This window comes from Halomonas sp. 11-S5, assembly GCF_029889825.1.
In the GTDB taxonomy this organism is placed as follows: domain Bacteria; phylum Pseudomonadota; class Gammaproteobacteria; order Pseudomonadales; family Halomonadaceae; genus Halomonas.
On the sequence record NZ_JARANW010000002.1, the window covers coordinates 156489 to 180045 of the forward strand.

A 23557-nucleotide genomic window follows, 5' to 3' on the forward strand; every position below is an offset into this window, starting at 1 on the left:
CCATGACCACCGCGACCCGCCGCCCACGCATCGCCGTGCACAAGTTCAGCTCCTGCGACGGCTGCCAGCTGGCCTTCCTCAACCTGGGCGAGCCCCTGCTGGCCCTGGCCGAGACGGTCGATATCCTGCACTTCGCCGAGGCCGGCCCGGTCGACGAGGAGGCAGAGGTCGACATCGCCTTCGTCGAGGGCAGCGTGGCCACCTCCCAGGACGCCGCACGCCTGAGCGGCATCCGCCAGCGCAGCCGCTTCCTGGTCACCATCGGCGCCTGCGCCACCGCCGGCGGCATCCAGGCGCTGCGCAACCTCCATGACGCCGACGAGTGGGTGGCCGGGGTCTATGCCCAGCCCGAGCATATCGACCTGCTCGCCGACTCGACCCCGATTGCCGAGAGCGTCAGGGTCGACCTGGAGCTCTGGGGCTGCCCGGTCAGCGGCGAACAGGTGCTCGGTGCCACCAAGTCGCTGCTGGCCGGCCACCTGCCCCGGGTCGACCACAGTGCGGTGTGCATGGAGTGCAAGCGCCAGCAGGCGGTGTGCGTGATGGTCGCCCAGGGCCGGCCCTGCATGGGCCCGGTCACCAGCACCGGCTGCGGCGCGATCTGCCCCCGCTTTCAGCGCGACTGCTACGCCTGCTACGGGCCCGCCGTGCAGGCCAACGTCTCGGCACTGGCCAGCCACCTGGCCGATACCGGCATGCCGGCAGGCGACATCGCCCGGCGCCTGCTGTTCATCAACGGTCATGCCGAGCCGTTCCGGAGTGAAGGCCTGGACTGGCAGGCACGGGTCATCCAGCGTCAGGGCAGCGAGGAGGAGCAGGGATGAGTCGCACCACGCGAACCGGCGAGATCCATGTGCCCATCCTGGCACGGGTCGAGGGCGAGGGCGCCCTGGACCTTCGCATCGAGGCCGGCCGGATCGAAGAGTTGAAACTGCGGATCTTCGAGCCGCCCCGGCTGTTCGAGAAGCTGCTCGAGGGGCGCAGCACCCAGGACGTGATCGACAGCGTGGCCCGCATCTGCGGCATCTGCCCCGTGGCCTACCAGATGAGTGCGGTGGCGGCGATCGAGTCGATCCTCGGCGTCACCCCCACCCCTTGGGTGGAGGCGATGCGCCGGGTGATGTACTGCGGCGAGTGGCTGCAGAGCCACAGCCTGCACATCCACCTGCTGGCCGCCCCCGACTTCCTCGGCTACGAGAGCGCCCCGGCGATGGCCCGGGACTACCCGGACGAGGTGCGCCGCGGCCTGCGGCTCCAGGGGCTCGGCAACGAGATCCTCCGCACCTTCGGCGGCCGCTCGGTGCACCCGGTCGGTATCTGTCCCGGCGGCTTCTTCCATGCCCCCGAGGCGGCCACCATCGAGGCCCTTCGACAGCGCCTGGCGGAAGGCCTCGAGGAGGCCCGCGAGCTGATCGCCTGGACGGCCGGACTCCCCATCCCCGAGGACGACCAGGCGTTCGTCTCCGTCTCGCTGCGCCATGATCACGACTACCCCATCACCGCGGGCCGCATCGTCTCCGACCAGGGGCTCGACATCGCCCCGGCCGACTTCGAGCAGCACGTCCGCGAGTTCCAGGTCCCCCACTCCACCGCCCTGCACGCCCAGCTCGACGGCCATCCCTACCTGGTCGGCCCGCTGGCCCGCCTCAACAACAACCTCGACCGGCTGCCCGCCGAGACGAGGCAGCTGCTCGACGACTGCGGCGTGGCCTTCCCCAGTCGCAACATGTTCCACAGCATCGTGGCCCGGGCGGTGGAGATCCATCTGGCCCTCGCCGAGGCGCTACGCCTCACCGAGGGCTATGACCCCGTCGCCGAACCCCGTGTCGAGGTGCCGACCCGGGCCGGCGTCGGCGTCGGCTGCACCGAGGCCCCGCGCGGCATCCTCTGGCATCGCTACGCGCTCGACGGGGAGGCCCGGGTCGTGGAGGCGCGGATCGTCCCGCCGACCAGCCAGAACCAGGCGCGCATGGAGGCGGACCTCGCGGCGAGCCTGACGCGGTTCGGCCTGGAACGCGACGACGACGCCCTGCGGCTGCACGGCGAGATGGTGATCCGCAACTACGACCCCTGCATCTCCTGCGCCACCCACTTCCTGGACTTCCATGCCACACGTAGATGACATGGCCGCTGGTCGGCCGGCGGGCCATGCCTATCTCTTCGGCCTCGGCTCGCCCCATGGCGGGGACCGGCTCGGCTGGCTCGCCGCCGATGGCCTGCGCGAGGCGTTGGCCGGCCGCGACGACGTCAGCGTCGACTGCCTCGCCCAGCCCGTCGACCTCTTCCTCCATGCGGTGACGGCGAGCGACCGCCTGCTGCTGGTCGATGCCATGCGGGGCCAGGGGCCACCCGGCACCCTCAGGATCTTCGCGCCGGGAGAACTCCCCGAGACCGCCGCCTCTCTCTCTTCGCTTTCTTCCCATGGCCTCGACCTGGCGGGCACCCTGGCGCTGGTCGAGGCCCTGGGGCTCTTCCGGGCGGGCATCCGCATCATCGGCATCGAGATGCCGGCGGGCGCCGCCCCCGACGCGCCACCGTCGCGGCTCGACGCCGCCCAGGCCCGGCGACTCCACGCGGCGGTGCTGAGCTGGCTCGATGTCGGCTAGGCGCCCCGGCCCTCGTCCTCGAGCCGTGTCAACGGCAGCGGGCCGTGCTCCTTGACGGTCTGGATGGCGAAGTTGCTGCGGATGTCGCTGACGCCCGGCAGGCGCAGCAGGGTCCCGGTCAGGAAGTGCTCGTAGGCCGCCAGATCCGCCACCACCACCTGCAGCAGGAAGTCCGACTCCCCCGACACCAGGTGAGCGGAGACCACCTCCGGAAGCGCCACGACCGCCTCGCGGAAGGCGTTGGCCTGAGCCTCGTGGTGGCGCTCCACCTTGATGCCGACGAAAACGGTGAGGCCGAGGCCCACCCCACCGCGGTCCAGCTCGGCGTGGTAGCCGCGAATCAGCCCCGCCGCCTCCAGCTGGCGCACCCGGCGCAGGCAGGGCGAGGGCGATAGGCTCACCTCCTCCGCCAGCTGGACGTTGGTCAGCCGGGCATCGCGCTGCAGCGCCGCCAGGATGCGGCGGTCGATGGTATCCAGCCGATAGCTTGACATGAACCTTCACTCCCTCATTCTTAATTGGCATCTTCTACCAACTATAGCCGTTTTCCTGGCCGATTTCGCAATGACCTGCCGGCGCCCGGGGGGCTAGACTGGCAGCGTTCCAGGCGGATGTTTTACAACGACAGGAGGCGAGCCCATGGAGCTGTGGCTGTTCATTGGGGCCCTGGCGGCGATCTACCTGCTGCCCGGCCCCGACATGATCCTGGTGCTGCAGACCGGCAGCCAGCAGGGGCACGCCCGGGCGCTGGCCACCGCGGCGGGACTGGCCATGGCGCGGGGCCTGCACGTGGCCCTGGCGGCCCTGGGGCTCGCCACACTGTTCGCCACCGCCCCCTGGACCTTCGATGCGGTGCGCTATGCGGGGGGCGCCTACCTGGCCTGGATCGGCCTGCAGCTGCTCCGCTCGCCCGGCGCCACGACAAACATCGACGCGGTAAGCGTGGGGATTCTCGGCGACGGTCACCGCCGCGCCTGGCGCCGTGGCCTACTGACCAACCTGCTCAACCCCAAGTCGCTGCTGTTCTGCTCGGTGCTGCTGCCCCAGTTCGTGCATCCCGGGGAGGGGCCCGTGCTGCTGCAGTTCGCCCTGCTGGGCAGCCTGCTGGTGGGCATCGGCCTGCTGTTCGATGCCGGCTACGCCACCCTGGGGGCCGCGCTGCAGCGCTGGTTCGCCGACAGCCCGCTGCGGGCGCGCCTACAGCGCTGGACCTTCGGCTCGCTGATGATCGCCTTCGCCCTGCGCCTGGCCGCCTGAGGGGCCGGCGGTCTTGTCCTGCGTCAAGACGCCAACATTGCGTCCCGGCAGTCCATCCCCACCCTGTGCCATAGTGGAGCCATGAACGCCCATGCGCCCACCAACGCCACGACAATGAGAGTAGACCCCGATGCAGGAACGTGAGGTCGATATCGCCATCATCGGCGCCGGCAGCGCCGGCCTGAGCGCCGGCACCCGCAACGTCCCCTCGCCGTGGTGTTCACTGACCCACAGATGGCCACCCTCGGTACCAGCCGTGCCGAGCTGGAAAGCCAGTACGGCGGCTGCGACTGCATCACCACCGGCGAGGCCTCCTTCGAGGACCAGGGGCGGGGGGCCATGGTGATGCGCCAGAATCGCGGCCTGATGCGCCTCTATGCCGAGCACGGCTCGGGCCAGTTCCTGGGCGCCGAGCTGTTCGGTCCGCGGGTCGAACACATGGCGCACCTGCTGGCCTGGATGCTGGAGCAGAAGCTCAGCGTAAGCCGCATCCTCGAGATGCCCTTCTACCACCCGGTACTGGAAGAAGGCCTGCGCAGCGCCCTGCGCGACCTCAATGCCAACCTGCAGCAGGGCCCGGCCATCACCGAGCGCTGCATGGAGTGCGGGCCCGGAGACTGAGCATGACGCCACGGCTCATCATGTCCCGGCTCGCGTTTGCCCTGTTCACCGCCGCCCTGCTGGCAGTGGCCCCGGGCGCGCCGGCCTCCCCCGATACCTCGTCGCCCCGTCCGACCATCGGCCTGGCGCTGGGCTCGGGCGGGGCAAACGGCCTGGCGCACATCGCCATCCTGCATGTCTTCGACGACCTCGGGGTCGTACCCGACCGCATCGTCGGCACCAGCATCGGCGCGGTGATCGGCGGGCTCTATGCCGCGGGTCTCTCGGCCGAGGCGATCCGCGACATCTTCGACGACGTGGCCGGCTCGCCGCTGGATGCCCTCTCGGGCCTGGCCGAATCGGAGGTGGATCTGTCGGCGCTGGTACCGTTCGGGCGCGACGATGCCGGGCTGCTCGACTCGGCCGGCTTCCTGCGCTTCCTGGCCGGCCATACCGAGGTTCGCACCTTCGACGAGCTGCGCATCCCGCTCGAGGTGGTGGCCACCGACTACTGGACAGGGGAGAGCGTGATCCTGGACGAGGGCCTCCTGTTTCCGGCCATCGAGGCCAGCATGGCGGTGCCGGGGCTCTTCCTGCCCGTCCACCGCGGCGAGCAGCTGCTGATCGATGGCGGCACCTCCAAGCCCCTGCCCTTCGACCTGCTCCACGGCGAGGTCGACCTGGTCATCGCGGTGGACGTCTCGGGCAGCCGCCGTCAGGAGGACGGGAAGGAGGTCGGCCTGAGCGACATGCTGTTCAACAGCTTCAAGATCATGCAGCAGACGATCATCCGACAGGCGCTGCGCCACCAGCCACCCGACCTCTACCTGCGCCCGGAGACCCAAGGCGTACGCCTGCTGCACTTCAACCGCATCGACGAGATCCTGCGCCAGACCGAACCCGCTGCCGAAGAGCTGCGCGACCTGCTTGAGGAGCGGCTGGCACGCAACGCCCCGCGTTGACTCGTCCCGCCGAGGGCACCGCCGGAGACTGGTAGGCTGCTCCCATCATCTCTCCAGTCAGGATACCCGTCCATGTCCCGATCCCGCCTGCTCACTGCCATCCTGCTGCTGTCGCTGGCCCTGCTCCAGGGCTGCGAGCCGGGCGCCCCCCCGGTCACGCTGCTCGACCCGCCCGAGCCGGGTGAGACGCTGAAAGTGGCCACCCGCAACGCCGCCACCACCTACTACCTCGACCGCGACGAGACCCCCGCCGGACCGGAGCATGACTTGGTCCAGCAGTTCGCCGAGGCCCATGACTGGGAGCTCGAGTGGACGCTGCAGGACTCCACCGCCGGGGTATTGCAGGCCCTGGAGACCGGCGAAGTCGACCTGGCTGCCGCCGGGCTGACCCACCTGCCCTCCCGCGACGCGCGCTTCCGCCGCGGCCCCGGCCATACCGACATCGTCGAGCAGCTGGTCTGCCACCGCGACATGCGCCCCCTGCCGCGCCGCGTGGAGGAGCTGGCCGGCGTCGAGATCCGCGTCACGGCGGGCTCCAGCTATGCTGAGAAGCTCGAGAGCCTGGTCAACCGCCACACCGGCATCGCCTTCGAGGAGGACCCGCGCACCACCGAGGTACTGCTGGCCGAGGTGGCCGAGAGGCGCATCGACTGCACCCTGGCCGACTCCAACATCGTGCGGGTGGTGCGCCGCCACTTCCCGCACCTGGAAGTCGCCATGAACCTGACCAGCGGCGACCGGCTGGGCTGGTACCTGCCCGCCGGCCATCAGGCACTCGCCGACATGGCAAAGCAGTGGATGGCGAGCGCCGAGGGTCAACAAAGCGTCGCGGCGATGAAGGACCGCTACTACGCCTACATCGGCGAATTCGACTTCGTCGACCTGCGCGCGCTTAACCGGCGCATCGACGAGCGCCTGCCCTCCTTCCTCGATCTCTTCCTGGCGGCCGAGGAGACCACCGGGATGCCCGCCGACCTGCTCGCGGCCCTGGCCTACCAGGAGTCGCACTGGGACCCCCGGGCCGTCTCGCCCACCGGGGTGCGCGGCATCATGATGCTGACCCGCAACACCGCCGAATCCCTCGGCGTCACCAACCGCCAGGACCCGGCCGCGGCGATCGACGGCGGCGCGCGGTATCTCGCCGACCGCCACCGGCGCCTGCCCGAGACGATTCCCGAGCCGGACCGCACCTACCTGGCCCTGGCGAGCTACAACATCGGCCGTGGCCACCTGCTGGACGCCCGGCAACTGGCGCGCGATCTGGGCAGGGACCCGGACTCCTGGGAGGACATGAAGGAGGTGCTCCCGCTCAAGGCCGACAAGCGCTACTACCCGCAGACCCGCTACGGCTATGCGCGGGGCTACGAGCCGGTGCACTACGTCCAGCGGATCCGCAACTACCAGGACGTGATCGCCGCCGCGGTGGAGCTGGAGCTGTCGCCGTCCGGCGGGGAATAAGCACGGGGAGAGTGAGGGTCTCGCGCGCGGAGCCGGCGTCCTAGGCCTGGCAGAACGAGCGGTTGCGGCCGGCCCGCTTGGCGGCATAGAGCGCCTCGTCCGCCCGCTGCAGGAGGGCATCCGTGGAGGCATCCCCCGCGCCCAGGGTCGCCACGCCGGCACTGGTGGTGACACTCACCCGCTCACCGTTCTCCTCGAGGTCGAGGCCCTCGGTTTGGCGGCGCAGGCGCTCGGCCAGTGGCAGGGCCCCCTCCAGGCCGGTGGCCGGCAGCAGCACCACGAATTCCTCGCCGCCGATGCGCCCGAACAGGTCCTCCCGGCGCAGCAGCGAGCGGACCCCGGCGGCGAAGGCCTGCAGCACCCGATCGCCCGCGGCGTGCCCCCAGTGGTCGTTGATCCGCTTGAAGTGGTCGAGGTCGAGCATCACCAGCGAGAGAGCATCGCCATGGCGCCGGGCGCGGGCGAGCTCCTCGGCGGCCCGCTCGAAAAAGTGGCGACGGTTGGCGGCGCCGGTCAACGGGTCATGTTGGGCCAGTTGCTCCAGGGCGTGCTCCACCCGCTTGCGCGCCGTGATGTCGCGGAAGAACCAGACACGGCCGACATAGCACTGGTCCTCCCCCCAGAGGGCCCTGGAGTGGCGCTCCAGGGTGCGGCCATCCCGGCACTCCAGCTCACAGTGGTCCTCGAGCAGGGGGTCGGCGTAGAGCATCATCACCCGCTGCAGGAAGGGCTCCGGCTCGTGGATGAGCGGCAGGACCTGCGTCAGGAGGTTCTGGTCGTCCAATCCCGCCAGGTCACCGTCCTCACCACCCGCGATCGCCCCGGGGGCGATGCCGAACACCTCGAGCAGCCGCTGGTTGTGGCAGAGAATTATCCCCTGATCGTCGACGACGAAAATGCCGTCAGGCGAGGCTTCAAGGATTGCCTCGAGCAGCGAGCGCTCGAACTTGCGCTCCGGGGTGGCGGGGGCTTGGGTCGATGTCATGGCCCCAGTAGAGCCAAACCGTTCGTTGATTGCAAAGCCCTCGGCCGGCGGCCTCTTGCCCCCCGTCAGGTCGCGAGGCCGGCCCCGCCGGCCAGGTTCACGGCGATGGCCGCCATCATCACGCCGATGGTGCCGTCGATCGCCCGCCAGGCCAGGGGCCGGGAGAGCCAGGGCGAGAGCGCCGAGCCGCCCCAGGCCAGCAGGCTGAACCAGAGGATCGAGGCGGTGACGGCGCCCGCCACGAAGGTCGCGGCGCTCTGCTGCTGGGCACCGATGGCCGGGATCAGCAGCAGGGTGTCGAGGTACACCTGAGGGTTGAGCAGCGTGACCGCGAGGGTGGCGAGCAGCACGCCCCGGCGGCCGCGCCCGCCCGAGGCGCCATCGGCCAGCCCCTGCCGGCCAGTGGCGGCACGATGGAAGGCCTGGGCCGCCAGAAAGGCGAGGAACACCACCCCCAGCCAGCGCAGCGCCTGCATGGCGCTCGGCATGCTCAGCAGCACCGCACTGACCCCGAACATCCCGGCGGCCAGCAGCAGCACATCGGTACTCATGCACAGCCCGGCCGACCACCAGTGGTGCTCCCGTCGCACGGCCACTCCCAGCACATAGGCGTTCTGCGCGCCGATGGCGACGATGATCCCGCCGCACACCACCAGCCCGGTGAGATAGCTCTCCAGCATCGCGTTTCCCCTGTCCTGGTACCCGTCGAGAACGGCCAGCATAGCGACGACCCGAGATGCTGAAAAATCATCCTGCTAATATGGCATCAGTTTTGCTTATACTTGAGCGTCCACCACCCCCTCCCGGCAAGGAGAGCCCATGCTGGACTACAAGCTGCTCCAGGCGTTGGCCACGGTGGTCGAGTGCGGCGGCTTCGAGCGCGCCGGCGAACGGCTGGGCCTCTCGCAGTCGGCGGTCTCCCAGCGGATCAAGGCGCTGGAGGTCCGCCTGGGGCAGCCGGTGCTGATCCGCCACCCTCGGCTTGCGCCCACCCCGGCGGGCCAGCGGCTGCTCAACCATGTCCAGCGGGTCCAGCTGCTCGAGCGCGACCTGCGCACGGCCCTGCCCACCCTGGAGGAGGCCTCGCCCCGGCTGCGCATCGCCGTCAATGCCGACAGCCTGGCGACCTGGTGGGCCGAGGCGGTCGGCGACTTCTGCCGGGCAGAGGGCCTGCTGCTGGACATGGTGATCGAGGACCAGGACGTGGGGCTCAAGCGGCTGCGCGACGGCGAGGTAGCGGCCTGCCTGTGCGCCAGCGACCAGCCCATCGCCGGGGCCCGCTGCGTGCCGCTGGGCACCATGGTCTACCACCCCTTCGCCACCCCGGCCTATATCGCCCGCCACTTCCCGGACGGGCCGACGCCCGAGGCCTTCCGCCGGGCAGCGGCCATCGTCTACGGCCCCCATGACCAGCTGCAGCACCGCTTCCTCGCCAGCTGCGGCTACCACGGCAGCTTTCCCTACCATCTCTGCCCCTCGTCGGAGGGCTTCGTGCGACTGACCGGCGCCGGCATGGGCTACGGCATGTTGCCGCGGATGCAGGTGGCGTCGCTGGTGGCCGAGGGCCGGCTGGCCAGCATCGCCCCCGAATGCTCGCTCGCCGTGCCGCTCTATTGGCACTTCTGGCGTCACAGCGGCGAGGTACTGGAGCGGCTGACCGGGGTGCTGGGCGAGGTCCGGCTTAGCTAACCCGCTGATTTTCGGTGGTGGATAGTGACCGAGGAAGGCGCACCCGGGCTGATCACGAAAAACCTTGCTGCACTGCAACAAAAGCGCCTATGGTGGTAGTGCAATCCCCCTGATGAGGGCAATCGCAATGACTACCCCACGAGTGCAAGTCCAACCGTTCGACTCCTACGTGCTGAAGTGCTGGGCACACCAGGCTCAGTTGCAGCGAGCCGCCTTCGAAGCCTTCGCCGCCTACCTGGGCTGAAGAATCTCACTGACGTGCCGGATGCACTGGCCCGATGGTCGAAAGCCTGTATGATGATTGTGCAACATCTTCAGATACGGAGCAGAAGACACGATCGATCATTCTTTCAAGCCAGCACGGGAGGTTCTCATGAAGGTCTACAAACCGGAGTGGCAGTGCACGTTTAGCGTAAACGAGGGCGTGGAAGAATCAGCCAGCTGGAAGGCGCGAATCGCCTGGCGCTTTCGGGAATTCGCCGACAAGCTGGACGGTGGTGGAAGAACGATCAAGATTGACTGCAACGTCACCCCCGAAGTGAGCCGTGAGGACGTCGACACCTGCCTGGAGAAGGGCTTCGCCCTGAGCCAGAGCCTGCTCACCCAGCTCGCCCATCAGGCCGCCTGCGAAGACGTCATGCGTGATGCCAAGGCAGAGCTGTTCGAGGAAGCGCCTCAGCGTTGAGGCCGTGACCGTACCTGCAAGTGCCGTCACCGCACCCCATTCGGCCCCAGGTCGAATGGGGTGTTTTCGTTCACAGGTTGGTCCGTCCGCCGTCTCTGCATTAGACTGGTCGTCTACTCACCGAAGCGAAGGAGCTGCATGATGCAATCCCGCTACTTCACCATCAACGACATCCCCCAGGGCACACCAGGGCGCGAGCTGTTCGAGCTGCACGAAGCCGAGTTGGCCGAGCTGGCCGAGGGCGAGGTGCGCATCCGTAACACCTGGCTGTCGGTGGACCCCTACATGCGCGGACGGATGAGCGGCGTGAAGACGTACATCGACCCCTTCGTCATCGGCGAGCCGCTGGAAGGCGCCGCGGTGGGCGAGGTGATCGCGTCACGGGATGCGCGCCTGGCCGTGGGCGACAAGGTCCGGCACATGGCCGGCTGGCGAGACATCGCCCAGCTGCCGGGCGATCAGGTGGAGCCGCTGCCGGGCATCGAGGTGCCGGAACAGGCCTACCTCGGCGTGCTCGGCATGCCGGGCATGACCGCCTGGACGGGCCTGAACCGGATCGCCGAGATGCGCGACGGCGACAACGTGCTGGTCAGCGCCGCCAGCGGCGCGGTGGGCTCGCTGGCCGTGCAGCTGGCCAAGGCCAAGGGCGGCACCGTGGTCGGCATCGCCGGGGCGCCCGAGAAGCTCGCGTGGCTGGAGTCCCACGGCATCAAGGCGGTGAGCTACCGCGACCGCGACACCCAGCAGCTGACCGAGGCGCTCAAGGCGGCCTGCCCGGAGGGTTTCGACGTCTACTACGAGAACGTCGGCGGCGTCTGCCTGGAGGCGGCCCTCAACACCCTGCGAACCGGCGGTCGCATCGCCGTGTGCGGAATGATCGCCCGTTACAACGCCGAGGGGCCAGCGCCAGGGCCGAGCAACCTGGCCATGGTGCTGATCCAGCGCCTGCGCATGCTGGGCTTCATCATCTTCGACCACTGGGCCGACTATCCGCGCTTCCTGGAAGAAGTCGGCCCGCGGGTGGCCAATGGCGAGATCGACTACGCGGAGACCGTCGAGACGGGCCTCGAGCGCACCCCGGACGCCTTCCTGGCGCTGTTCGAGGGCGCCAACACCGGCAAGATGCTGGTGCGGCTCTGAACGACGCCGGGCATCGGTTGCGGCTGAGCGCTACTCGGCCGGCGCTCGCACCAAATCATCGACGAGCACGGTGCGCTCATCGCCCCTCACCCGATAGCGCACCACCGCCTGCGCGTCGACCGTGCCATACGAAACCCCGTTGACGATCAGCCGGCCGTCGTACCGTTCGACCCGGTCGCCATTGACCGCCACCCGTGCACTGTGCCCCGTCAGCACGGCCTCCACCACTGCACCCTCGCCCGAGGCCGAGCTGACCACGGCCGAGCTGACCACGGCCGAGCTGATGCTCGACCCCGCCTGGGCAATGCCGGTCATGGCCAGCAGCGCCAGGCCGAAGACGATATGGCCCAGCAGGGTGGAGAGGGGCGCCACCAGCCCCGCCAGCATCCCACTACTCAAGCGAGCGAACATGGCGCACCTCGCGAGGACGGCTACCGTTAGTCAGAGTATAGGCGAGGCGGTCAGGCCGCGCTGTCGCCCAGTGCCTCATGTGTTGCGCCTGATGCGTTGCGGCATCGGCCCCTCAGACCCGGGCCTGGCGCTTGTCCTGGGTCTTCGTCTGGACGTCGCTGGCGTGGTGTCGCTCGTGAAGCTGCAGCGCCGGGTCACCGAAGGTGCGGTTGACCATGCGCCCGCGCTGCACCGCCGGGCGCGCATCGATCTCCCTGGCCCAGCGCTGCACGTGCGCGTACTCCTGCACCTGCAGGAACTCGCCGAAGCGCTCCGCCAGGTAGAGCAGGATCGCGCCCGACTCGAACACCCGGATGGGCGGCGTTGTGCTGTGATCGACCAGTGCCGGGATCTTGGCGTTGGGATTGATCTCGACGAAGCCGCTGCCGAACTGGTCACCCTCGCCGATGCGGATCAGCCAGGCATCGTACTCGGCGTCCTGGTAGCCCAGTGCCAGCAGCTCCTCGAACATCGCCGTGACCTTGACGCCGTTGGGCGTGCCCATCGAGTAGAGCTGGAAGGGGTGCGTGCCGACCGGCAGCGTCTTCTCGTGGGTGGGGCCGGCGACGGGCCGGTTGATGCTGGCGAAGGTGCCGCCGCTCGCCTTCTCCCAGGTCCAGACCCTCGGCGGGACGTACTCGGTTCGTTCGCTCATGTCGGCTCCTTGTCGGACGATGGCTAGCCCACCAAATTGAATAGAGATGGGCGGGATGTACCCTATCGCTTCGACAAACGATAGCCTGTTAAGGTTTCTTCCGCGATCGACGTCACCCCCGACAGAACGGCCAGACCTGGTAGAAGCGCCGGCAACGAAACTCGGCTTCGCAGGCGGCCAGCTGTGACTGGTAGCGACTCGCCAGGGTGCCGACCTGGCGGGCGGCCTGCCTCACCCGGGGCTTGTTGCGGTAGCTGCCGCGCCGATACCCCCCGGCCCCCTCGTGGTAGGCCAGATAGAGGTGTTCAGGGTTGTGCAGCGAGATGCCCAGCTGCCGATGGGTGCGCGCGTTGTACCAGCCGATGAAGTCGGTGGCGTCCTGCATATGGGTGCGGCGCGCGAAGAGGCTCCCGGCATCGTCCTGGTACTCACCCCAGACCGGGTCCTGGGCCTGCGCATAGCCCCGTGCCGAGGAGGAGCGTGGGCCGGGGAAGATCCCCAGGATGCGCTTGCGGGGCGGGCGCACATGGCTGCGGAACGAGGATTCCCGCTGGACGAAGGCCATCTGCGTGGCGATCGGTGTGCCCCACTGCTCCTGGGCGTCGCGGGCATAGTCATACCACTCGGGTTGTTCGCGGAAGATCTCGCAGATGTTGCTCTGATCCTGCGGCGGTGACGGCGCCAGCATGGCACAGCCGCTGGCAAGCAGCCCGAGCCCCACGATCAGCAACCATCGCACGGCCCGCGCCACCACGCAGGATGCCCTTCCCTGTCGATCCATCGATGATCCCACCTGGCCTCCTGATATGTCGCGACGGATGTTTCGCCCCGCATGATAGCGCTCCGACAGGATGGCGTCTCACACGGCCCGGTGGGCACAGGGGCCATTCGAGGCTTTCCCTCGGCGTCTCGCCGATGTATCGCGCCGCTAGCGGCGCTCCCACGACATCACCGCTTTTACGCATGGATTGGTGTTACAGATCCGGGCGGCCACGCAGCCAATCGACTGGATGGCGCTGTTGGCGATGGCATCGAGCGTGACGTGACCTGGCGACCTGGCTTGACAGTGAGTGCGTGGCGCGGGTTGGCTGTCCCCTGAAAGGGCTGCCTCAGACGTTGACGACGGGTTGGCCGCCGAGCGCTACAGTGAATGGCATGAACCCCGACACCTCCTGGCGACGCTACCAGCAAGCGTTCACGAGCCTCTCCGGCGATATTTCCGGTGCCTTCGGCGACCTCGGCACCCTCCTCCCGTTCGTGATCTCGGCCATTTCGCTGGGCGTGCTCGCGCCGACGCCGGTGTTTTTCGGCTTCGCCGCCGGCTACCTGCTGGTGGCCGTGGTCTACCGGCTGCCGATCGCCGTGCAGCCCATGAAAGCGCTAGGCGCGATCATCCTGACCGGCGGCCTGACCAGCCTCGAAACCGCCTGGGCAGGCACCATCATCGGCGCGGTGCTGCTCACCATGTCCTTCACGCCGCACCTGGTCCGACTCGCCCGCGCACTGCCGCAATCAGTGGTCACGGGGCTGCAGGCGGGTTTGGGTTTGATGCTTGGCGTTCTGGCAGTGGACATGATGGGCGCGGGCTGGCTTATCGCCCTGCTGGCGCTGGCGCTGCTCGCCCTCTCGTGGATCTGGCCGCGCGGCCCCTGGGCGCTCCTGGTCGTCGGCGGCGCTCTGCTGAGCGACTCGACCGCCACTCTCCCCCTGGCCGCGGGCTCGTCCCCGGAAAGCCTCGCGCTGTCGATGCCTGCCGTGGCCGAGGGGTTAATGGCGCAGTTGCCGTTGACCCTGCTCAACGCCGTGGTCGTGGCGACGGCGGTCGCGCATTCGCTCTTTCCCGATTCGGCCCGGCGGGTCAGCGAACGTCGCCTGGCTGCCACCAGCGGGCTGCTCAATCTGGCGCTGGTACCCTTCGGCGCCATGCCCATGTGCCATGGTGCCGGCGGCATTGCCGCCCACTACCGCTTCGGCGCACGCAGCCTCATCGCCCCGCTGACTGTGGCTGCCGCCTGCGTCCTGGCCGCCCTCCAGGGCCCCACGGTGATCGCATGGCTGGCCGCGATTCCAACACCGGTGATCGGCGCCCTGCTCGCCAATGCCGCGATCGAGCTGATGCTAGGCAAACGACTGTTCGACGCTCGCCCCGACTGTCGCCCGGTAATCGCCGCCACGGCCCTGGGCACACTCTTTGGGGGAGCCCTTGTCGGCCTGGCGATGGGGCTTGTCTCCGACCGCTTGCGCCTGCATGTTAAGCACAGGCGCGCCGCAAGGGCGCCACAGGATGGGGGCGATAGCTGATAGCTGGGAGCAAGGCCCGCGACACGCAATCCATCAATACGGCGAAAGGAGAGACACGCATGAAGATCAGCGCACGCAATGTGATCAAGGGCACCGTGCTCGAGGTGAAGGAAGGCCCGGTGAACAGCCAGGTACGCGTCGACATCGGCGGCGGCAACACCATCAAGTCGATGATCACCAGTGACGCCATCGAGGACCTCGGCATTGCCGTGGGCAGCGAGGTTCAGGTCGTCATCAAGGCCTCGGACGTGATGCTCGGCATCGACTGACCGCTCGCGCCAGTGGCGACGCAGGGCGACCGACAGAGGCTGCGTCGGGCGCCGGCCCCTTGACCAGAGCAGCGCGAGGATGGGGCGACGGGAGCAACTCGCCAAGCCCCCTCTTCCCGCGGTATCAGCCGTGGCCCTTCTCACCCGCCACCATGTCCTCGGCGGTGGAATGAGGGTCTGTCCCCGATTTTCCCCCTTGGCCGCCCCTTCCGGGGCTAGACCACGCCTTCCGCCCAGCCGTAGACGGCCCCGATCACCGCGCCGAAGATGAGATGGGCGATCAGCATGGACAGCGGTGCCACCAGCCCGAAGCCCAGGCCGAACAGGCCGGAGCCCGCCAGGGGAAAGACCGTGACCATCACCACCAGCCAGCTGCCCACGCCGAACTCCAGGCCCCGCCGGGTGGGGGTGCGGCCCGGGAGATAGGGGACCAGCAGCGCGAACAGCAGCCCCCAGATCAGCGTGCCCACGGCGAAATGGATGCCCCAGGCCAGCATGTGGCTGTCCGGCGCGCCGAGCAGGTCCTGAGCGGCCAGGTTCATGACCTCGATGGGGTCGTACCAAGGGATGATGCCCGCCGCCAGGCGCAGCACCAGCATCAACGAGATGACCAGGGTAGCCGCGAACCCGGCCATCAACCCTCGTAACAGGCGAGTGCTCATGGCGTCCTCCTTGCGGTGGCTGTGCCTTTCAGTGTAGCCACTCCATCGGAGACGATGCACAGGGCCAGGCGCCCGGCAAGCCACGCCCCTGCGGTCACACCGGGAGGCCTCGATCAGCCAAGCCGGGTATTGCCCTGGGCATCGATGGGGAACCCCGGGTTGTGGGCTACCTCCCAGAGATGGCTATCGGGATCGGCGAAATAGCCGGAGTAACCGCCCCACTCCGCCCGGCTGGCCGGTTTCACGACACGACCGCCGGCGCGCTCGGCCTCGCTCAGCACCGCGTCGACCTCGGCCTCGTTCGATACGTTGTGGGCCAGGGTGATGCCGGCGAACCCGCCGCCTGCATCCACCACCCCGGCATCACGGGCCAGGGCGGCGCGAGGGTAGAGCGACAGGATCAGCCCGTTGAGCTGGAAGAAGACCACCTCGTCATCCATCGCCATCCCCACCTACCAGCCCAGCACCTCATAGAAGCGCCGCGCTCGCGCCAGATCGCCGACGCCCAGGGTGATCAGACTCACGCGCTGTTCCATCGCAATTACCTCCCGGCCTGTGCCCTATCAATAGCAACACCATAGCGGGCAGACGAGATTCGGTGCCACGGGATCAGCACATTCAGTCTATGCGACGGTGGCTGTTTCGAGCCAAGAAAGAGGGCCTGTCCCCGATTGCTCCGATTGCTCCTAGTCAACCCGCTGCTCAGCCCCTATCTGGTCAAGGTGGGCAAGATGGGCCGCAAGCTCTCCCACTGGATTTGGATGGCCACCCAGAACCTCGAGGACTTCCCGGACGCGGCCCGCAAGCTGCTCAACATGATCGAGTTCTGGCTGTGCCTCTGCATGCCGCCGGACGAGATCGAGCAGGTCAGCCGCTTCAAGGAGCTCACCGCCACCCAGCGCAAGCTGATGGCCTCCGCTACCAAGGTCTCGAAGAAGTACACTGAGGGGGTTGTGCTGTCAGGGCGCCTGGAAGCGCTGTTTCGGGTGGTGCCCCCCAGCCTCTACCTGGCACTGGCCGGCACGGAAGGTGAAGAGAAGGCCGAGCGCATGCGGGTGATGCGCGAGCAGGACTGCTCGGAGCTCGAGGCGGTGCTGCATATTACCCAGCGGCTGGACGAGGCCCGGGGTATCGGACACGCGACGTAGGTATGGGTTTAGAAAAGTCGCTGAAATTGGCCTAATCTTCCATTTCAGACACTCAAGTTAAACCATTGTGGTTTAATTTGAGCATCATAGTTGGTTGATTGGGCAATCTATGGCAACGAAAGTAAACCAGCTGTGGCAGCAGATCCCCCATGGCGCCGTCGTCACGACGGCGTGGCTGGAGGCCCGCGGCATCAGCGCCAACCATGCCGCCAAGCTCACGGATGCCGGCTGGCTGAAACGTCTCGGGCGAGGCGCCTACTGCCGTGCCGGCGACCCGCTGACCTGGGAGAGCGGGGTGTATGCGCTGCAGGTACTTCATGATCCCGAGGCGCCGCCGTTCTGGCCGGGTGGCCAGACCGCCCTGGCTCTGCAGGGCTTTGCCCACTACCTGCCCATGGGGCATGACACCACTCACCTATACGCGGCGGAGCGCCGCTCGCAGCTGCCGCTGTGGCTGGAGAAGGCCGACTGGGCCGGGGCAATCGACCTGCATCAGGACAAGGGGCTGCCGTTGGACCTGACAGGCAGCTTCACGGACTACAACCCGCCTGGAGTGGGGTTTGCCCTGCGGATATCGACGCCGGAGCGCGCTATCCTCGAGTGGATCGCCATCACGCCCACCGACCTGCTGTTCAGCAGCGAGCTGGTGGATACCTTTACCGGGCTCAATACGCTACGCCCGCGCCGGCTGCAGGCGCTGCTGGGAGGGTGCCGCTCGGTGAAGACCAAGCGCGCTTTTCTGGTGCTGGCTCGCCATGCCGGCCACGCCTGGTACCATCGCCTGGATACCCGTAACCTCGACCTAGGGAAGGGCAAGCGGCAGCTCTGCAAAGGGGGGCGGCTGGACAAGGAATATCAGGTCACGGTCCCGGAGGCGTTCACGGATGAGCATTGATGCCCGCTATCACGAACAGGTGCGCCTTCTGGTGGCGCTGTTGCCCTTTCTGAACGCCGAGCCCTGCTTTGCGCTCAAGGGCGGCACGGCCATCAACTTCTTCGTCCAGCCCTTCCCGCGGCTGTCGGTCGATATCGACCTCGCCTACCTGCCGCTGGAGCCACGTGATGAGTCCCTGAGTCGCTGCCGCCAGGCGCTACAGCGGCTGGCTCAGGCCATCGGTACCCAACTGCCCGGGGTACAGGCGGATCTCCAGGACAACCGCAGCGATGAGCTGCGAATCCTGGTGCGCCGTGGCCGCAGCCAGGTGAAGGTCGAAGTCTCGCCGGTGCTGCGCGGCACCGTGCATCCGCCTCAGCAGCTTGACCTGGTTGAGGCTGTGGAAGACGAGTACGGCTTTGCCTCGGTGCAGGTTGTGTCGCTGCCGGACCTCTATGGCGGCAAGCTCTGTGCTGCGCTGGATCGTCAGCATCCTCGCGATCTCTTCGATGTGAAGCTGTTGCTGGATCAAGGCGGCCTGGATCGCAGTGTCTTCGAGGGGTTCCTGGTCTACCTGCTCGGGCACCCCAGGCCGATGAACGAAGTCATCAACCCGAGGATGAAGCCGCTGGAGGCCATCTACCGCAAGGAGTTTGTCGGTATGGCCATAACCGACATCCCTCTGCCGCAGCTGGAGGAAGTACAGTCCAGGTTGCTGGAACGGCTGGCCCAGCTGTTCACCGATGACGATGCTCGCTTTCTACTTTCGTTCAAACAGGGGGAGCCCGACTGGTCGCTTTTCCCTGCTCAGGGAGTTGACCAGTTACCCGCTGTGATGTGGAAGCTTGCCAATATCAGAAAGATGGGGCCAGAGAAACATAGTCAAGCACTTGAGGAACTTGGCCAGGCTCTGAGAAATTTCAATTATTAATTGGCTGATGTCACTGGACAGTATCCTGAATCCGTGATCCCGAAGCCCAAGTCTTCCCTATCTCGCCTCCCGAGCAATTTTTGATCACCGGCATCCCCTTTATCGGTCCTGGTGATGACTGACCAGGGCGATATCGGCCTCCTTGCCCCCTGTTGACGGCCTGTTTCACCACCCTTTCACCGCCATTTGCGACAGCCAGGCATTCCTTACCCGCCGGCCAGTGCGGCAGCGTCGGTTTGCTGATGATCCGACAGGATCGCCCGGTCAGCATGGCGCGGCCTTGGGATAACGAAACCGGCGACGCAACGTCTTCAGTACCGTCATACGCCCGATGTCCTGGCCGAAATCGAGAATGATCTGCCGCGCCTTGTGGATCACCAGGGCGGCGCGATGCACCAGCTCTTGCAGGACCGTGCGCAGCCGCCGGCGTTTCGCCGGATGACGCACCGGACTGAGCTCGCCGGTGATGCCGGCGAACCCGCCGCCTGCATCCACCACCCCGGCATCACGGGCCAGGGCGGCGCGAGGATAGAGCGACAGGATCAGCCCGTTGAGCTGGAAAAAACGACATCGCCCTGCGCCATCCCCACCTGCCAGCCCAGCGCCTCATAGAAGCGCCGCGCTCGCGCCAGGTCGCCGACGCCCAGGGTGATCAGACTCACGCGCTGTTCCAGCGCAACTTCTCCCGCAGGTGGGCGCTAAAAACTGTTACTCTTCGACAAAGTAGTCCGTGTCCAAGCGCTTGATCACATAACGTTCGACCGGCGACACACCCACGTCGTGATCGATCATCAGTCGGGCCAGACGATACCCATCGATCAAGACGATACGGTTATCGATCATCGACGCATACTCGCGGGCCTCTCGAGTGAAGCTCGAGGTGGTAATGAAGACACCCTTCTTGGCACGCCGCCCCTGAAGCGCGCCGGCAAACTTCTGGATCTCGGGGCGCCCTACCATGCCCTCCCAGCGCTTGGCTTGCAGATAGATCACGTCCAGGCCGAGCGGATCCTCGTCGATGATGCCATCGATGCCGCCATCCCCGCTCTGCCCGACCGCACGCGCCGCACCGAGTCGCTCGCCGCCGTAACCCATGGAGACCAGCACATCCACCACCAGCTGTTCGAAGAACGCGGGCGAGACTTGCTTAATCTGGTCCACCACTTCGGATTCCAGGTTCTCCTGGATCTCTTTCCATGCTTTGGCAAGTGCTTCTTCTGGCGTCTGGCCCTCATCTTCAAGATCAGGAGTGGGCTGCTCTACTGTCTCAGCAGTGGCATTCGATCTTTCGTTGTCACTGCGCTGGCTTCGGAACTCCCGAAAGGCCTCGAACTGCATCAGATAATTCAGTGTTATGCGCTCTGGTGCATCGACCAGGACCTTTTTCCCCTGCGAAGTGATGGCATAGACACCTCGACGTCGAGGCTCCAGAAGTCCAGCTTTTTTCAGATGGGTGACAGCCCACGCGACACGATTGCGGAACAGACGAACTCGACCACTGGGCAATAGCTGCTCTCTTTCTTCCTCCGAGAGCTGAAACTGGTCAGCCAATACGGGGTAAGTTTCCTTCATTGAGCGCTCTTCAGCACCCGCCGCAAACTCAAGTACCGGACGCATAAGCGTCTGAAAATCCGGCATTGCCATGTCGCCACCTCCCTGTGCGTGGGCCAGATACACGAAGGGCCCACCAATGGTGGGCCCTTCAAAGCCTACATGATCGACGGAGCTATCACTCCCACTCAATCGTCGCCGGCGGCTTGCTGCTCACATCATAGGTCACGCGGGAGACGCCGCCGATCTCGTTGATGATGCGGTTGGAGACGGTCTCCAGCAGATCAAAGGGCAGGTGCGCCCAGCGGGCGGTCATGAAGTCGATGGTCTCCACGGCGCGCAAGGCGATGACCCACTCGTAGCGGCGGGCGTCGCCGACCACGCCGACCGAGCGCACCGGCAGGAAGACGGCGAAGGCCTGGCTGGTCTTGTGGTACCAGTCCGCCTTGTGCAGCTCCTCGATGAAGATGGCGTCGGCCTCGCGCAGGATGTCGGCGTACTCCTTCTTCACCTCGCCGAGGATGCGCACGCCCAGGCCCGGCCCCGGGAAGGGGTGGCGGTAGACCATGTCGTAGGGCAGGCCGAGCTCGACGCCGAGCTTGCGCACCTCGTCCTTGAACAGCTCGCGCAGCGGCTCGACGAGCGTGAGCTTCATGGTCTCGGGCAGGCCGCCCACGTTGTGGTGCGACTTGATCACATGCGCCTTGCCGGTCTTGGCGGCGGCGGATTCGATCACGTCCGGGTAGATGGTGCCCTGGGCCAGGAAGTCGACACCTTCAATCTTGCTTGCTTCATCATCGAACACGTCGATGAAGGTGTTGCCGATGATCTTGCGCTTGGCCTCGGGGTCGGCCTCGCCCTTCAGCTTGTCGAGGAACAGCGCCTCGGCGTCCACGCGGATCACCTTCACGCCCATGTGGCGGCCGAAGGTCTCCATCACCTGGTCGCCCTCTGCCTTGCGCAGCAGGCCGTTGTCGACGAACACGCAGGTCAGCTGGTCGCCGATGGCCTTGTGCAGGAGTGCGGCCACCACCGAGGAGTCCACGCCACCGGAGAGGCCGAGCAGCACGTGGCGGTCGCCCACCTGCTCGCGTACCCGCACAATCTGGTCCTCGATGATCTGCGCCGGGGTCCAGTTGCGCTCGGCGCCGCAGATCTCCAGCACGAAGTGCTCGAGGATGCGCTGGCCCTGCAGGGTGTGGGTCACCTCGGGGTGGAACTGCACGCCGAAGAAGCGCTTCTCCTCCCAGGCCATGGCGGCGATGGGGCAGCTGGGGGTGGAGGCGGTGACGGTGAAGGCGTCGGGCACCCGGGAGACCTTGTCGCCGTGGCTCATCCAGACGTCGAGCAGGTTCTTGCCGGTCTCGTGGTCGATATGGTCCGAGATGTCGCGGAACAGCGCCGTCTCGGCGTCGAGGCGGATCTGGGCGTAGCCGAACTCGTGGACGTGAGAGCCCTCCACGGCGCCGCCGAGCTGCTCGGCCATGGTCTGCATGCCGTAGCAGATGCCCAGCACCGGCAGGTCCATCTCGAACACGCACTGGGGGGCGCGGGGCGAGCCCAGCTCGGTGACCGATTCCGGCCCGCCGGCGAGGATGATGCCGTTGGGGGCGTACTCGCGGATCTCGGCCTCGGTGATGTCGAAGGCGCGAACCTCGGAGTAGACGCCGATCTCGCGCACCCGGCGGGCGATCAGCTGGGTGTACTGGGAGCCGAAGTCGAGGATCAGGATCTTGTGGGCGTGAATGTCGGTCATCTGGCCTTTCCTTTGAGAGGCGAACGGCCCGGAAACACGAAAGCTGGAAGCGGCGCGGCCACTTCCAGCTTCAAGCTTCCGGCGTCAAGCGTGTATCAACCCGCGCGGTAGTTCGGGGCTTCCTTGGTGATCTGCACGTCGTGCACGTGGGACTCGTTGAAGCCGGCCCCGGTGATCTGCACGAACTGCGGCTTGGTGCGCATCTCCTGGATGTCGCGGCAGCCGGTGTAGCCCATGGAGGCGCGCAGGCCGCCCATCAGCTGGTGGACGATGGCGCTCATCATGCCCTTGTAGGGCACGCGGCCCTCGATGCCTTCCGGCACCAGCTTCTCGGCGCCCTCGCTCTTGTCCTGGAAGTAGCGGTCGGCGCTGCCTTGGGTCTGGGACATGGCGCCCATGGAGCCCATGCCGCGGTAGGCCTTGTAGGTGCGGCCCTGGAAGAGCTCGATCTCGCCCGGGGATTCCTCGGTGCCGGCCAGCAGGCCACCGGCCATCACGGTGCTGGCACCGGCCGCCACGGCCTTGGCCAGGTCGCCGGAGAAGCGCACGCCGCCGTCGGCGATCAGCGGGATGTCGTAGGGCACCAGCGCCGCGGCGACGTTGGAGACGGCGGTGATCTGCGGCACGCCCACGCCGGCCACCACGCGGGTGGTGCAGATGGAGCCGGGGCCGATGCCGACCTTGACGGCATCGGCACCCGCTTCCGCGAGGGCCTGGGCGGCCTCGGCGGTGGCGATATTGCCGCCGATCACCTGGATCTGCGGGAAGTGCTCCTTGACCCAGCGCACCCGCTCGATCACGCCCCTGGAGTGGCCGTGGGCGGTATCGACCACCACCACGTCGACACCGGCCTCGGCCAGGGCGGCCACGCGGTCCGGCGTCTCGGGGCCGGTGCCCACGGCGGCGCCGACCAGCAGGCGGCCGTCGGCATCCTTGGCCGCCAGGGGGAAGGTGCGGGCCTTCTCGATGTCCTGGAAGGTGACCAGGCCGCGCAGGCGGTTCTCGTCATCCACCACCAGCATCTTCTCGACGCGGTGCTTCTGCATCTTGCCCTTGATGATGTCGAGGCTGGTGCCCACCGGCACGGTGACGAGCTTCTCGCCGGGGGTCATGATGTCGGCCACGCTGTCGCCGTGGTTGGGCTGGAAGCGCATGTCACGCTGGGTCACCAGGCCCACCAGGGTCTCCCCCTCCACCACCGGGAAGCCGGAGAAGCCGTGCTCCTCGGCCATCGCCAGCAGGTCCGCCAGCTTGGCCTTGGGCCCCACGGTGACGGGGTCCTTGACGATCACGCTCTCGTGCTTCTTGACCTTGCGTACCTCGGCCGCCTGGTGGGCGATGGTCATGCTCTTGTGGATGATGCCGATGCCGCCTTCCTGGGCCATGGCGATGGCCAGGCGGGCTTCGGTGACGGTATCCATGGCGGCGGAGACGAGCGGGATGTTCAGGAAGAGGTCGCGGGTCAGGCGGGTCCTGAGGCTGACCTCGTTGGGCAGGACATCGGAATACCCGGGCAGGAGTAATACGTCATCGAACGTAAGAGCTTCTTGGGCCATACGTAGCATATGCGGCAACACC

The 23557-nt window shown here is 67.2% G+C and carries 26 protein-coding genes and 1 pseudogene; 15 read left to right on the plus strand and 12 right to left on the minus strand.

Annotated elements, in window-relative coordinates:
- Window positions 1–2 precede the first annotated feature (2 nt).
- From OP497_RS02250 to OP497_RS02260, 3 genes are read left to right on the plus strand one after another with little or no spacing between them, the layout of a single operon-like run.
- Entirely contained in the window at window positions 3–824 is an 822-nt protein-coding gene (locus OP497_RS02250) for a sulfhydrogenase subunit delta (RefSeq protein WP_280546201.1), read from the plus strand.
- Window positions 821–2122: a Ni/Fe hydrogenase subunit alpha gene (locus tag OP497_RS02255; protein ID WP_280546202.1), complete on the plus strand. Its 1302-nt coding sequence runs from the start codon at window positions 821–823 to the stop codon at window positions 2120–2122. The genes OP497_RS02250 and OP497_RS02255 overlap by 4 nt, the downstream gene beginning before the upstream one ends.
- On the plus strand, window positions 2106–2606 hold the full coding sequence (locus OP497_RS02260; RefSeq protein WP_280546204.1) for a hydrogenase maturation protease: 501 nt from the start codon (window positions 2106–2108) through the stop codon (window positions 2604–2606). The genes OP497_RS02255 and OP497_RS02260 overlap by 17 nt, the downstream gene beginning before the upstream one ends.
- Here OP497_RS02260 and OP497_RS02265 read toward each other — a convergent pair.
- Window positions 2603–3100 (minus strand): Lrp/AsnC family transcriptional regulator, encoded by a 498-nt coding sequence (locus OP497_RS02265; protein ID WP_280546205.1) that lies wholly within the window; start codon window positions 3098–3100, stop codon window positions 2603–2605. The two genes, OP497_RS02260 and OP497_RS02265, sit on opposite strands and share 4 nt — an antisense overlap.
- A gap of 145 nt (window positions 3101–3245) precedes the next feature.
- Between OP497_RS02265 and OP497_RS02270 the strand changes: the two genes are divergently transcribed.
- The 4 genes from OP497_RS02270 to mltF all read left to right on the plus strand — a co-directional run bounded on the left by OP497_RS02270 (window position 3246) and on the right by mltF (window position 6883).
- The gene (locus OP497_RS02270) at window positions 3246–3863 is read left to right on the plus strand and encodes a LysE family translocator (RefSeq protein ID WP_280546206.1); all 618 of its coding nucleotides are present in this window, start codon (window positions 3246–3248) and stop codon (window positions 3861–3863) included.
- A gap of 216 nt (window positions 3864–4079) precedes the next feature.
- The gene (locus OP497_RS02275) at window positions 4080–4484 is read left to right on the plus strand and encodes a hypothetical protein (protein ID WP_280546393.1); all 405 of its coding nucleotides are present in this window, start codon (window positions 4080–4082) and stop codon (window positions 4482–4484) included.
- 2 nt (window positions 4485–4486) lie between these two features.
- On the plus strand, window positions 4487–5425 hold the full coding sequence (locus tag OP497_RS02280) for a patatin-like phospholipase family protein (protein WP_280546207.1): 939 nt from the start codon (window positions 4487–4489) through the stop codon (window positions 5423–5425).
- Window positions 5426–5497: 72 nt separating this feature from the next.
- Window positions 5498–6883, plus strand: coding sequence for a membrane-bound lytic murein transglycosylase MltF (gene mltF, locus OP497_RS02285; protein WP_280546209.1), 1386 nt, complete (start codon window positions 5498–5500; stop codon window positions 6881–6883).
- Between the two features lie 40 nt (window positions 6884–6923).
- Here mltF and OP497_RS02290 read toward each other — a convergent pair whose 3' ends face one another.
- Together OP497_RS02290 and OP497_RS02295 are read right to left on the minus strand one after the other, a co-directional pair.
- Entirely contained in the window at window positions 6924–7868 is a 945-nt protein-coding gene (locus OP497_RS02290; protein ID WP_280546210.1) for a sensor domain-containing diguanylate cyclase, read from the minus strand.
- A 65-nt stretch (window positions 7869–7933) separates the two neighbouring features.
- Window positions 7934–8548 carry a LysE family transporter gene (locus OP497_RS02295; protein WP_280546211.1) on the minus strand — a complete coding sequence of 205 codons (615 nt, stop codon included), beginning with the start codon at window positions 8546–8548 and terminating at the stop codon, window positions 7934–7936.
- Between the two features lie 139 nt (window positions 8549–8687).
- On the opposite strand from OP497_RS02295, the gene OP497_RS02300 reads away from it, so the two are divergent.
- The 3 genes from OP497_RS02300 to OP497_RS02310 all read left to right on the plus strand — a co-directional run bounded on the left by OP497_RS02300 (window position 8688) and on the right by OP497_RS02310 (window position 11382).
- Complete coding sequence (locus OP497_RS02300; protein WP_280546212.1) at window positions 8688–9557, plus strand: LysR family transcriptional regulator ArgP; 870 nt, start codon at window positions 8688–8690, stop codon at window positions 9555–9557.
- Window positions 9558–9930: 373 nt separating this feature from the next.
- Complete coding sequence (locus OP497_RS02305) at window positions 9931–10242, plus strand: hypothetical protein (RefSeq protein WP_280546215.1); 312 nt, start codon at window positions 9931–9933, stop codon at window positions 10240–10242.
- A 141-nt stretch (window positions 10243–10383) separates the two neighbouring features.
- Window positions 10384–11382 (plus strand): NADP-dependent oxidoreductase, encoded by a 999-nt coding sequence (locus tag OP497_RS02310; protein ID WP_280546394.1) that lies wholly within the window; start codon window positions 10384–10386, stop codon window positions 11380–11382.
- Window positions 11383–11412: 30 nt separating this feature from the next.
- Here the strand turns inward: OP497_RS02310 and OP497_RS02315 are convergent, their stop codons facing one another.
- The 3 genes from OP497_RS02315 to OP497_RS02325 form a co-directional block, all read right to left on the minus strand.
- Window positions 11413–11793 (minus strand): hypothetical protein, encoded by a 381-nt coding sequence (locus tag OP497_RS02315; protein ID WP_280546216.1) that lies wholly within the window; start codon window positions 11791–11793, stop codon window positions 11413–11415.
- Between the two features lie 112 nt (window positions 11794–11905).
- Window positions 11906–12487 (minus strand): hypothetical protein, encoded by a 582-nt coding sequence (locus OP497_RS02320; protein ID WP_280546217.1) that lies wholly within the window; start codon window positions 12485–12487, stop codon window positions 11906–11908.
- Between the two features lie 112 nt (window positions 12488–12599).
- A complete protein-coding gene (locus OP497_RS02325; protein ID WP_280546219.1) occupies window positions 12600–13268 on the minus strand; it encodes a lysozyme-like domain containing protein in 669 nt (222 codons plus the stop codon).
- Window positions 13269–13642: 374 nt separating this feature from the next.
- On the opposite strand from OP497_RS02325, the gene OP497_RS02330 reads away from it, so the two are divergent.
- Both OP497_RS02330 and OP497_RS02335 read left to right on the plus strand, forming a co-directional pair.
- The gene (locus OP497_RS02330; protein ID WP_280546220.1) at window positions 13643–14788 is read left to right on the plus strand and encodes a putative sulfate/molybdate transporter; all 1146 of its coding nucleotides are present in this window, start codon (window positions 13643–13645) and stop codon (window positions 14786–14788) included.
- 59 nt (window positions 14789–14847) lie between these two features.
- Window positions 14848–15057 carry a TOBE domain-containing protein gene (locus tag OP497_RS02335; protein WP_280546221.1) on the plus strand — a complete coding sequence of 70 codons (210 nt, stop codon included), beginning with the start codon at window positions 14848–14850 and terminating at the stop codon, window positions 15055–15057.
- Between the two features lie 215 nt (window positions 15058–15272).
- Here OP497_RS02335 and OP497_RS02340 read toward each other — a convergent pair whose 3' ends face one another.
- Together OP497_RS02340 and OP497_RS02345 are read right to left on the minus strand one after the other, a co-directional pair.
- A complete protein-coding gene (locus OP497_RS02340; RefSeq protein ID WP_280546222.1) occupies window positions 15273–15719 on the minus strand; it encodes a DUF6789 family protein in 447 nt (148 codons plus the stop codon).
- A gap of 113 nt (window positions 15720–15832) precedes the next feature.
- Window positions 15833–16165 carry a VOC family protein gene (locus OP497_RS02345; RefSeq protein ID WP_348533105.1) on the minus strand — a complete coding sequence of 111 codons (333 nt, stop codon included), beginning with the start codon at window positions 16163–16165 and terminating at the stop codon, window positions 15833–15835.
- 225 nt (window positions 16166–16390) lie between these two features.
- On the opposite strand from OP497_RS02345, the gene OP497_RS02350 reads away from it, so the two are divergent.
- The 3 genes from OP497_RS02350 (at window position 16391) to OP497_RS02360 (ending at window position 18672) form a co-directional block, all read left to right on the plus strand.
- The gene (locus OP497_RS02350) at window positions 16391–16867 is read left to right on the plus strand and encodes a hypothetical protein (RefSeq protein WP_280546223.1); all 477 of its coding nucleotides are present in this window, start codon (window positions 16391–16393) and stop codon (window positions 16865–16867) included.
- Between the two features lie 109 nt (window positions 16868–16976).
- Complete coding sequence (locus OP497_RS02355) at window positions 16977–17762, plus strand: type IV toxin-antitoxin system AbiEi family antitoxin domain-containing protein (protein ID WP_280546224.1); 786 nt, start codon at window positions 16977–16979, stop codon at window positions 17760–17762.
- Window positions 17752–18672: a nucleotidyl transferase AbiEii/AbiGii toxin family protein gene (locus OP497_RS02360; protein WP_280546225.1), complete on the plus strand. Its 921-nt coding sequence runs from the start codon at window positions 17752–17754 to the stop codon at window positions 18670–18672. The genes OP497_RS02355 and OP497_RS02360 overlap by 11 nt, the downstream gene beginning before the upstream one ends.
- Before the next feature lie 264 nt (window positions 18673–18936).
- On the opposite strand, the pseudogene OP497_RS02365 reads toward OP497_RS02360, so the two are convergent.
- The 4 genes and pseudogenes from OP497_RS02365 to guaB form a co-directional block, all read right to left on the minus strand.
- A pseudogene (locus tag OP497_RS02365) lies at window positions 18937–19143 on the minus strand (IS1380 family transposase); the annotation flags it as partial.
- Between the two features lie 237 nt (window positions 19144–19380).
- Window positions 19381–20316 (minus strand): restriction endonuclease, encoded by a 936-nt coding sequence (locus OP497_RS02370; RefSeq protein WP_280546226.1) that lies wholly within the window; start codon window positions 20314–20316, stop codon window positions 19381–19383.
- Between the two features lie 85 nt (window positions 20317–20401).
- Window positions 20402–21979, minus strand: a complete 1578-nt coding sequence (gene guaA / locus OP497_RS02375) for a glutamine-hydrolyzing GMP synthase (protein ID WP_280546227.1) — start codon at window positions 21977–21979, stop codon at window positions 20402–20404.
- A 95-nt stretch (window positions 21980–22074) separates the two neighbouring features.
- Window positions 22075–23544 (minus strand): IMP dehydrogenase, encoded by a 1470-nt coding sequence (gene guaB, locus OP497_RS02380; protein WP_280546228.1) that lies wholly within the window; start codon window positions 23542–23544, stop codon window positions 22075–22077.
- Window positions 23545–23557 lie beyond the last annotated feature (13 nt).

What these genes read in the sequence shown, in the direction of transcription:
- OP497_RS02250 (WP_280546201.1), top strand. Translation starts at nt 3, where the DNA reads ATGACCACCGCGACCCGCCGCCCACGCATCGCCGTGCACAAGTTCAGC.
- OP497_RS02255 (WP_280546202.1), top strand. Translation starts at nt 821, where the DNA reads ATGAGTCGCACCACGCGAACCGGCGAGATCCATGTGCCCATCCTGGCA.
- OP497_RS02260 (WP_280546204.1), top strand. Translation starts at nt 2,106, where the DNA reads ATGCCACACGTAGATGACATGGCCGCTGGTCGGCCGGCGGGCCATGCC.
- OP497_RS02265 (WP_280546205.1), bottom strand. Translation starts at nt 3,100, where the DNA reads ATGTCAAGCTATCGGCTGGATACCATCGACCGCCGCATCCTGGCGGCG.
- OP497_RS02270 (WP_280546206.1), top strand. Translation starts at nt 3,246, where the DNA reads ATGGAGCTGTGGCTGTTCATTGGGGCCCTGGCGGCGATCTACCTGCTG.
- OP497_RS02280 (WP_280546207.1), top strand. Translation starts at nt 4,487, where the DNA reads ATGACGCCACGGCTCATCATGTCCCGGCTCGCGTTTGCCCTGTTCACC.
- mltF (WP_280546209.1), top strand. Translation starts at nt 5,498, where the DNA reads ATGTCCCGATCCCGCCTGCTCACTGCCATCCTGCTGCTGTCGCTGGCC.
- OP497_RS02290 (WP_280546210.1), bottom strand. Translation starts at nt 7,868, where the DNA reads ATGACATCGACCCAAGCCCCCGCCACCCCGGAGCGCAAGTTCGAGCGC.
- OP497_RS02295 (WP_280546211.1), bottom strand. Translation starts at nt 8,548, where the DNA reads ATGCTGGAGAGCTATCTCACCGGGCTGGTGGTGTGCGGCGGGATCATC.
- OP497_RS02300 (WP_280546212.1), top strand. Translation starts at nt 8,688, where the DNA reads ATGCTGGACTACAAGCTGCTCCAGGCGTTGGCCACGGTGGTCGAGTGC.
- OP497_RS02305 (WP_280546215.1), top strand. Translation starts at nt 9,931, where the DNA reads ATGAAGGTCTACAAACCGGAGTGGCAGTGCACGTTTAGCGTAAACGAG.
- OP497_RS02310 (WP_280546394.1), top strand. Translation starts at nt 10,384, where the DNA reads ATGCAATCCCGCTACTTCACCATCAACGACATCCCCCAGGGCACACCA.
- OP497_RS02315 (WP_280546216.1), bottom strand. Translation starts at nt 11,793, where the DNA reads ATGTTCGCTCGCTTGAGTAGTGGGATGCTGGCGGGGCTGGTGGCGCCC.
- OP497_RS02320 (WP_280546217.1), bottom strand. Translation starts at nt 12,487, where the DNA reads ATGAGCGAACGAACCGAGTACGTCCCGCCGAGGGTCTGGACCTGGGAG.
- OP497_RS02325 (WP_280546219.1), bottom strand. Translation starts at nt 13,268, where the DNA reads ATGGATCGACAGGGAAGGGCATCCTGCGTGGTGGCGCGGGCCGTGCGA.
- OP497_RS02330 (WP_280546220.1), top strand. Translation starts at nt 13,643, where the DNA reads ATGAACCCCGACACCTCCTGGCGACGCTACCAGCAAGCGTTCACGAGC.
- OP497_RS02335 (WP_280546221.1), top strand. Translation starts at nt 14,848, where the DNA reads ATGAAGATCAGCGCACGCAATGTGATCAAGGGCACCGTGCTCGAGGTG.
- OP497_RS02340 (WP_280546222.1), bottom strand. Translation starts at nt 15,719, where the DNA reads ATGAGCACTCGCCTGTTACGAGGGTTGATGGCCGGGTTCGCGGCTACC.
- OP497_RS02345 (WP_348533105.1), bottom strand. Translation starts at nt 16,165, where the DNA reads ATGGCGATGGATGACGAGGTGGTCTTCTTCCAGCTCAACGGGCTGATC.
- OP497_RS02355 (WP_280546224.1), top strand. Translation starts at nt 16,977, where the DNA reads ATGGCAACGAAAGTAAACCAGCTGTGGCAGCAGATCCCCCATGGCGCC.
- OP497_RS02360 (WP_280546225.1), top strand. Translation starts at nt 17,752, where the DNA reads ATGAGCATTGATGCCCGCTATCACGAACAGGTGCGCCTTCTGGTGGCG.
- OP497_RS02370 (WP_280546226.1), bottom strand. Translation starts at nt 20,316, where the DNA reads ATGGCAATGCCGGATTTTCAGACGCTTATGCGTCCGGTACTTGAGTTT.
- guaA (WP_280546227.1), bottom strand. Translation starts at nt 21,979, where the DNA reads ATGACCGACATTCACGCCCACAAGATCCTGATCCTCGACTTCGGCTCC.
- guaB (WP_280546228.1), bottom strand. Translation starts at nt 23,544, where the DNA reads ATGCTACGTATGGCCCAAGAAGCTCTTACGTTCGATGACGTATTACTC.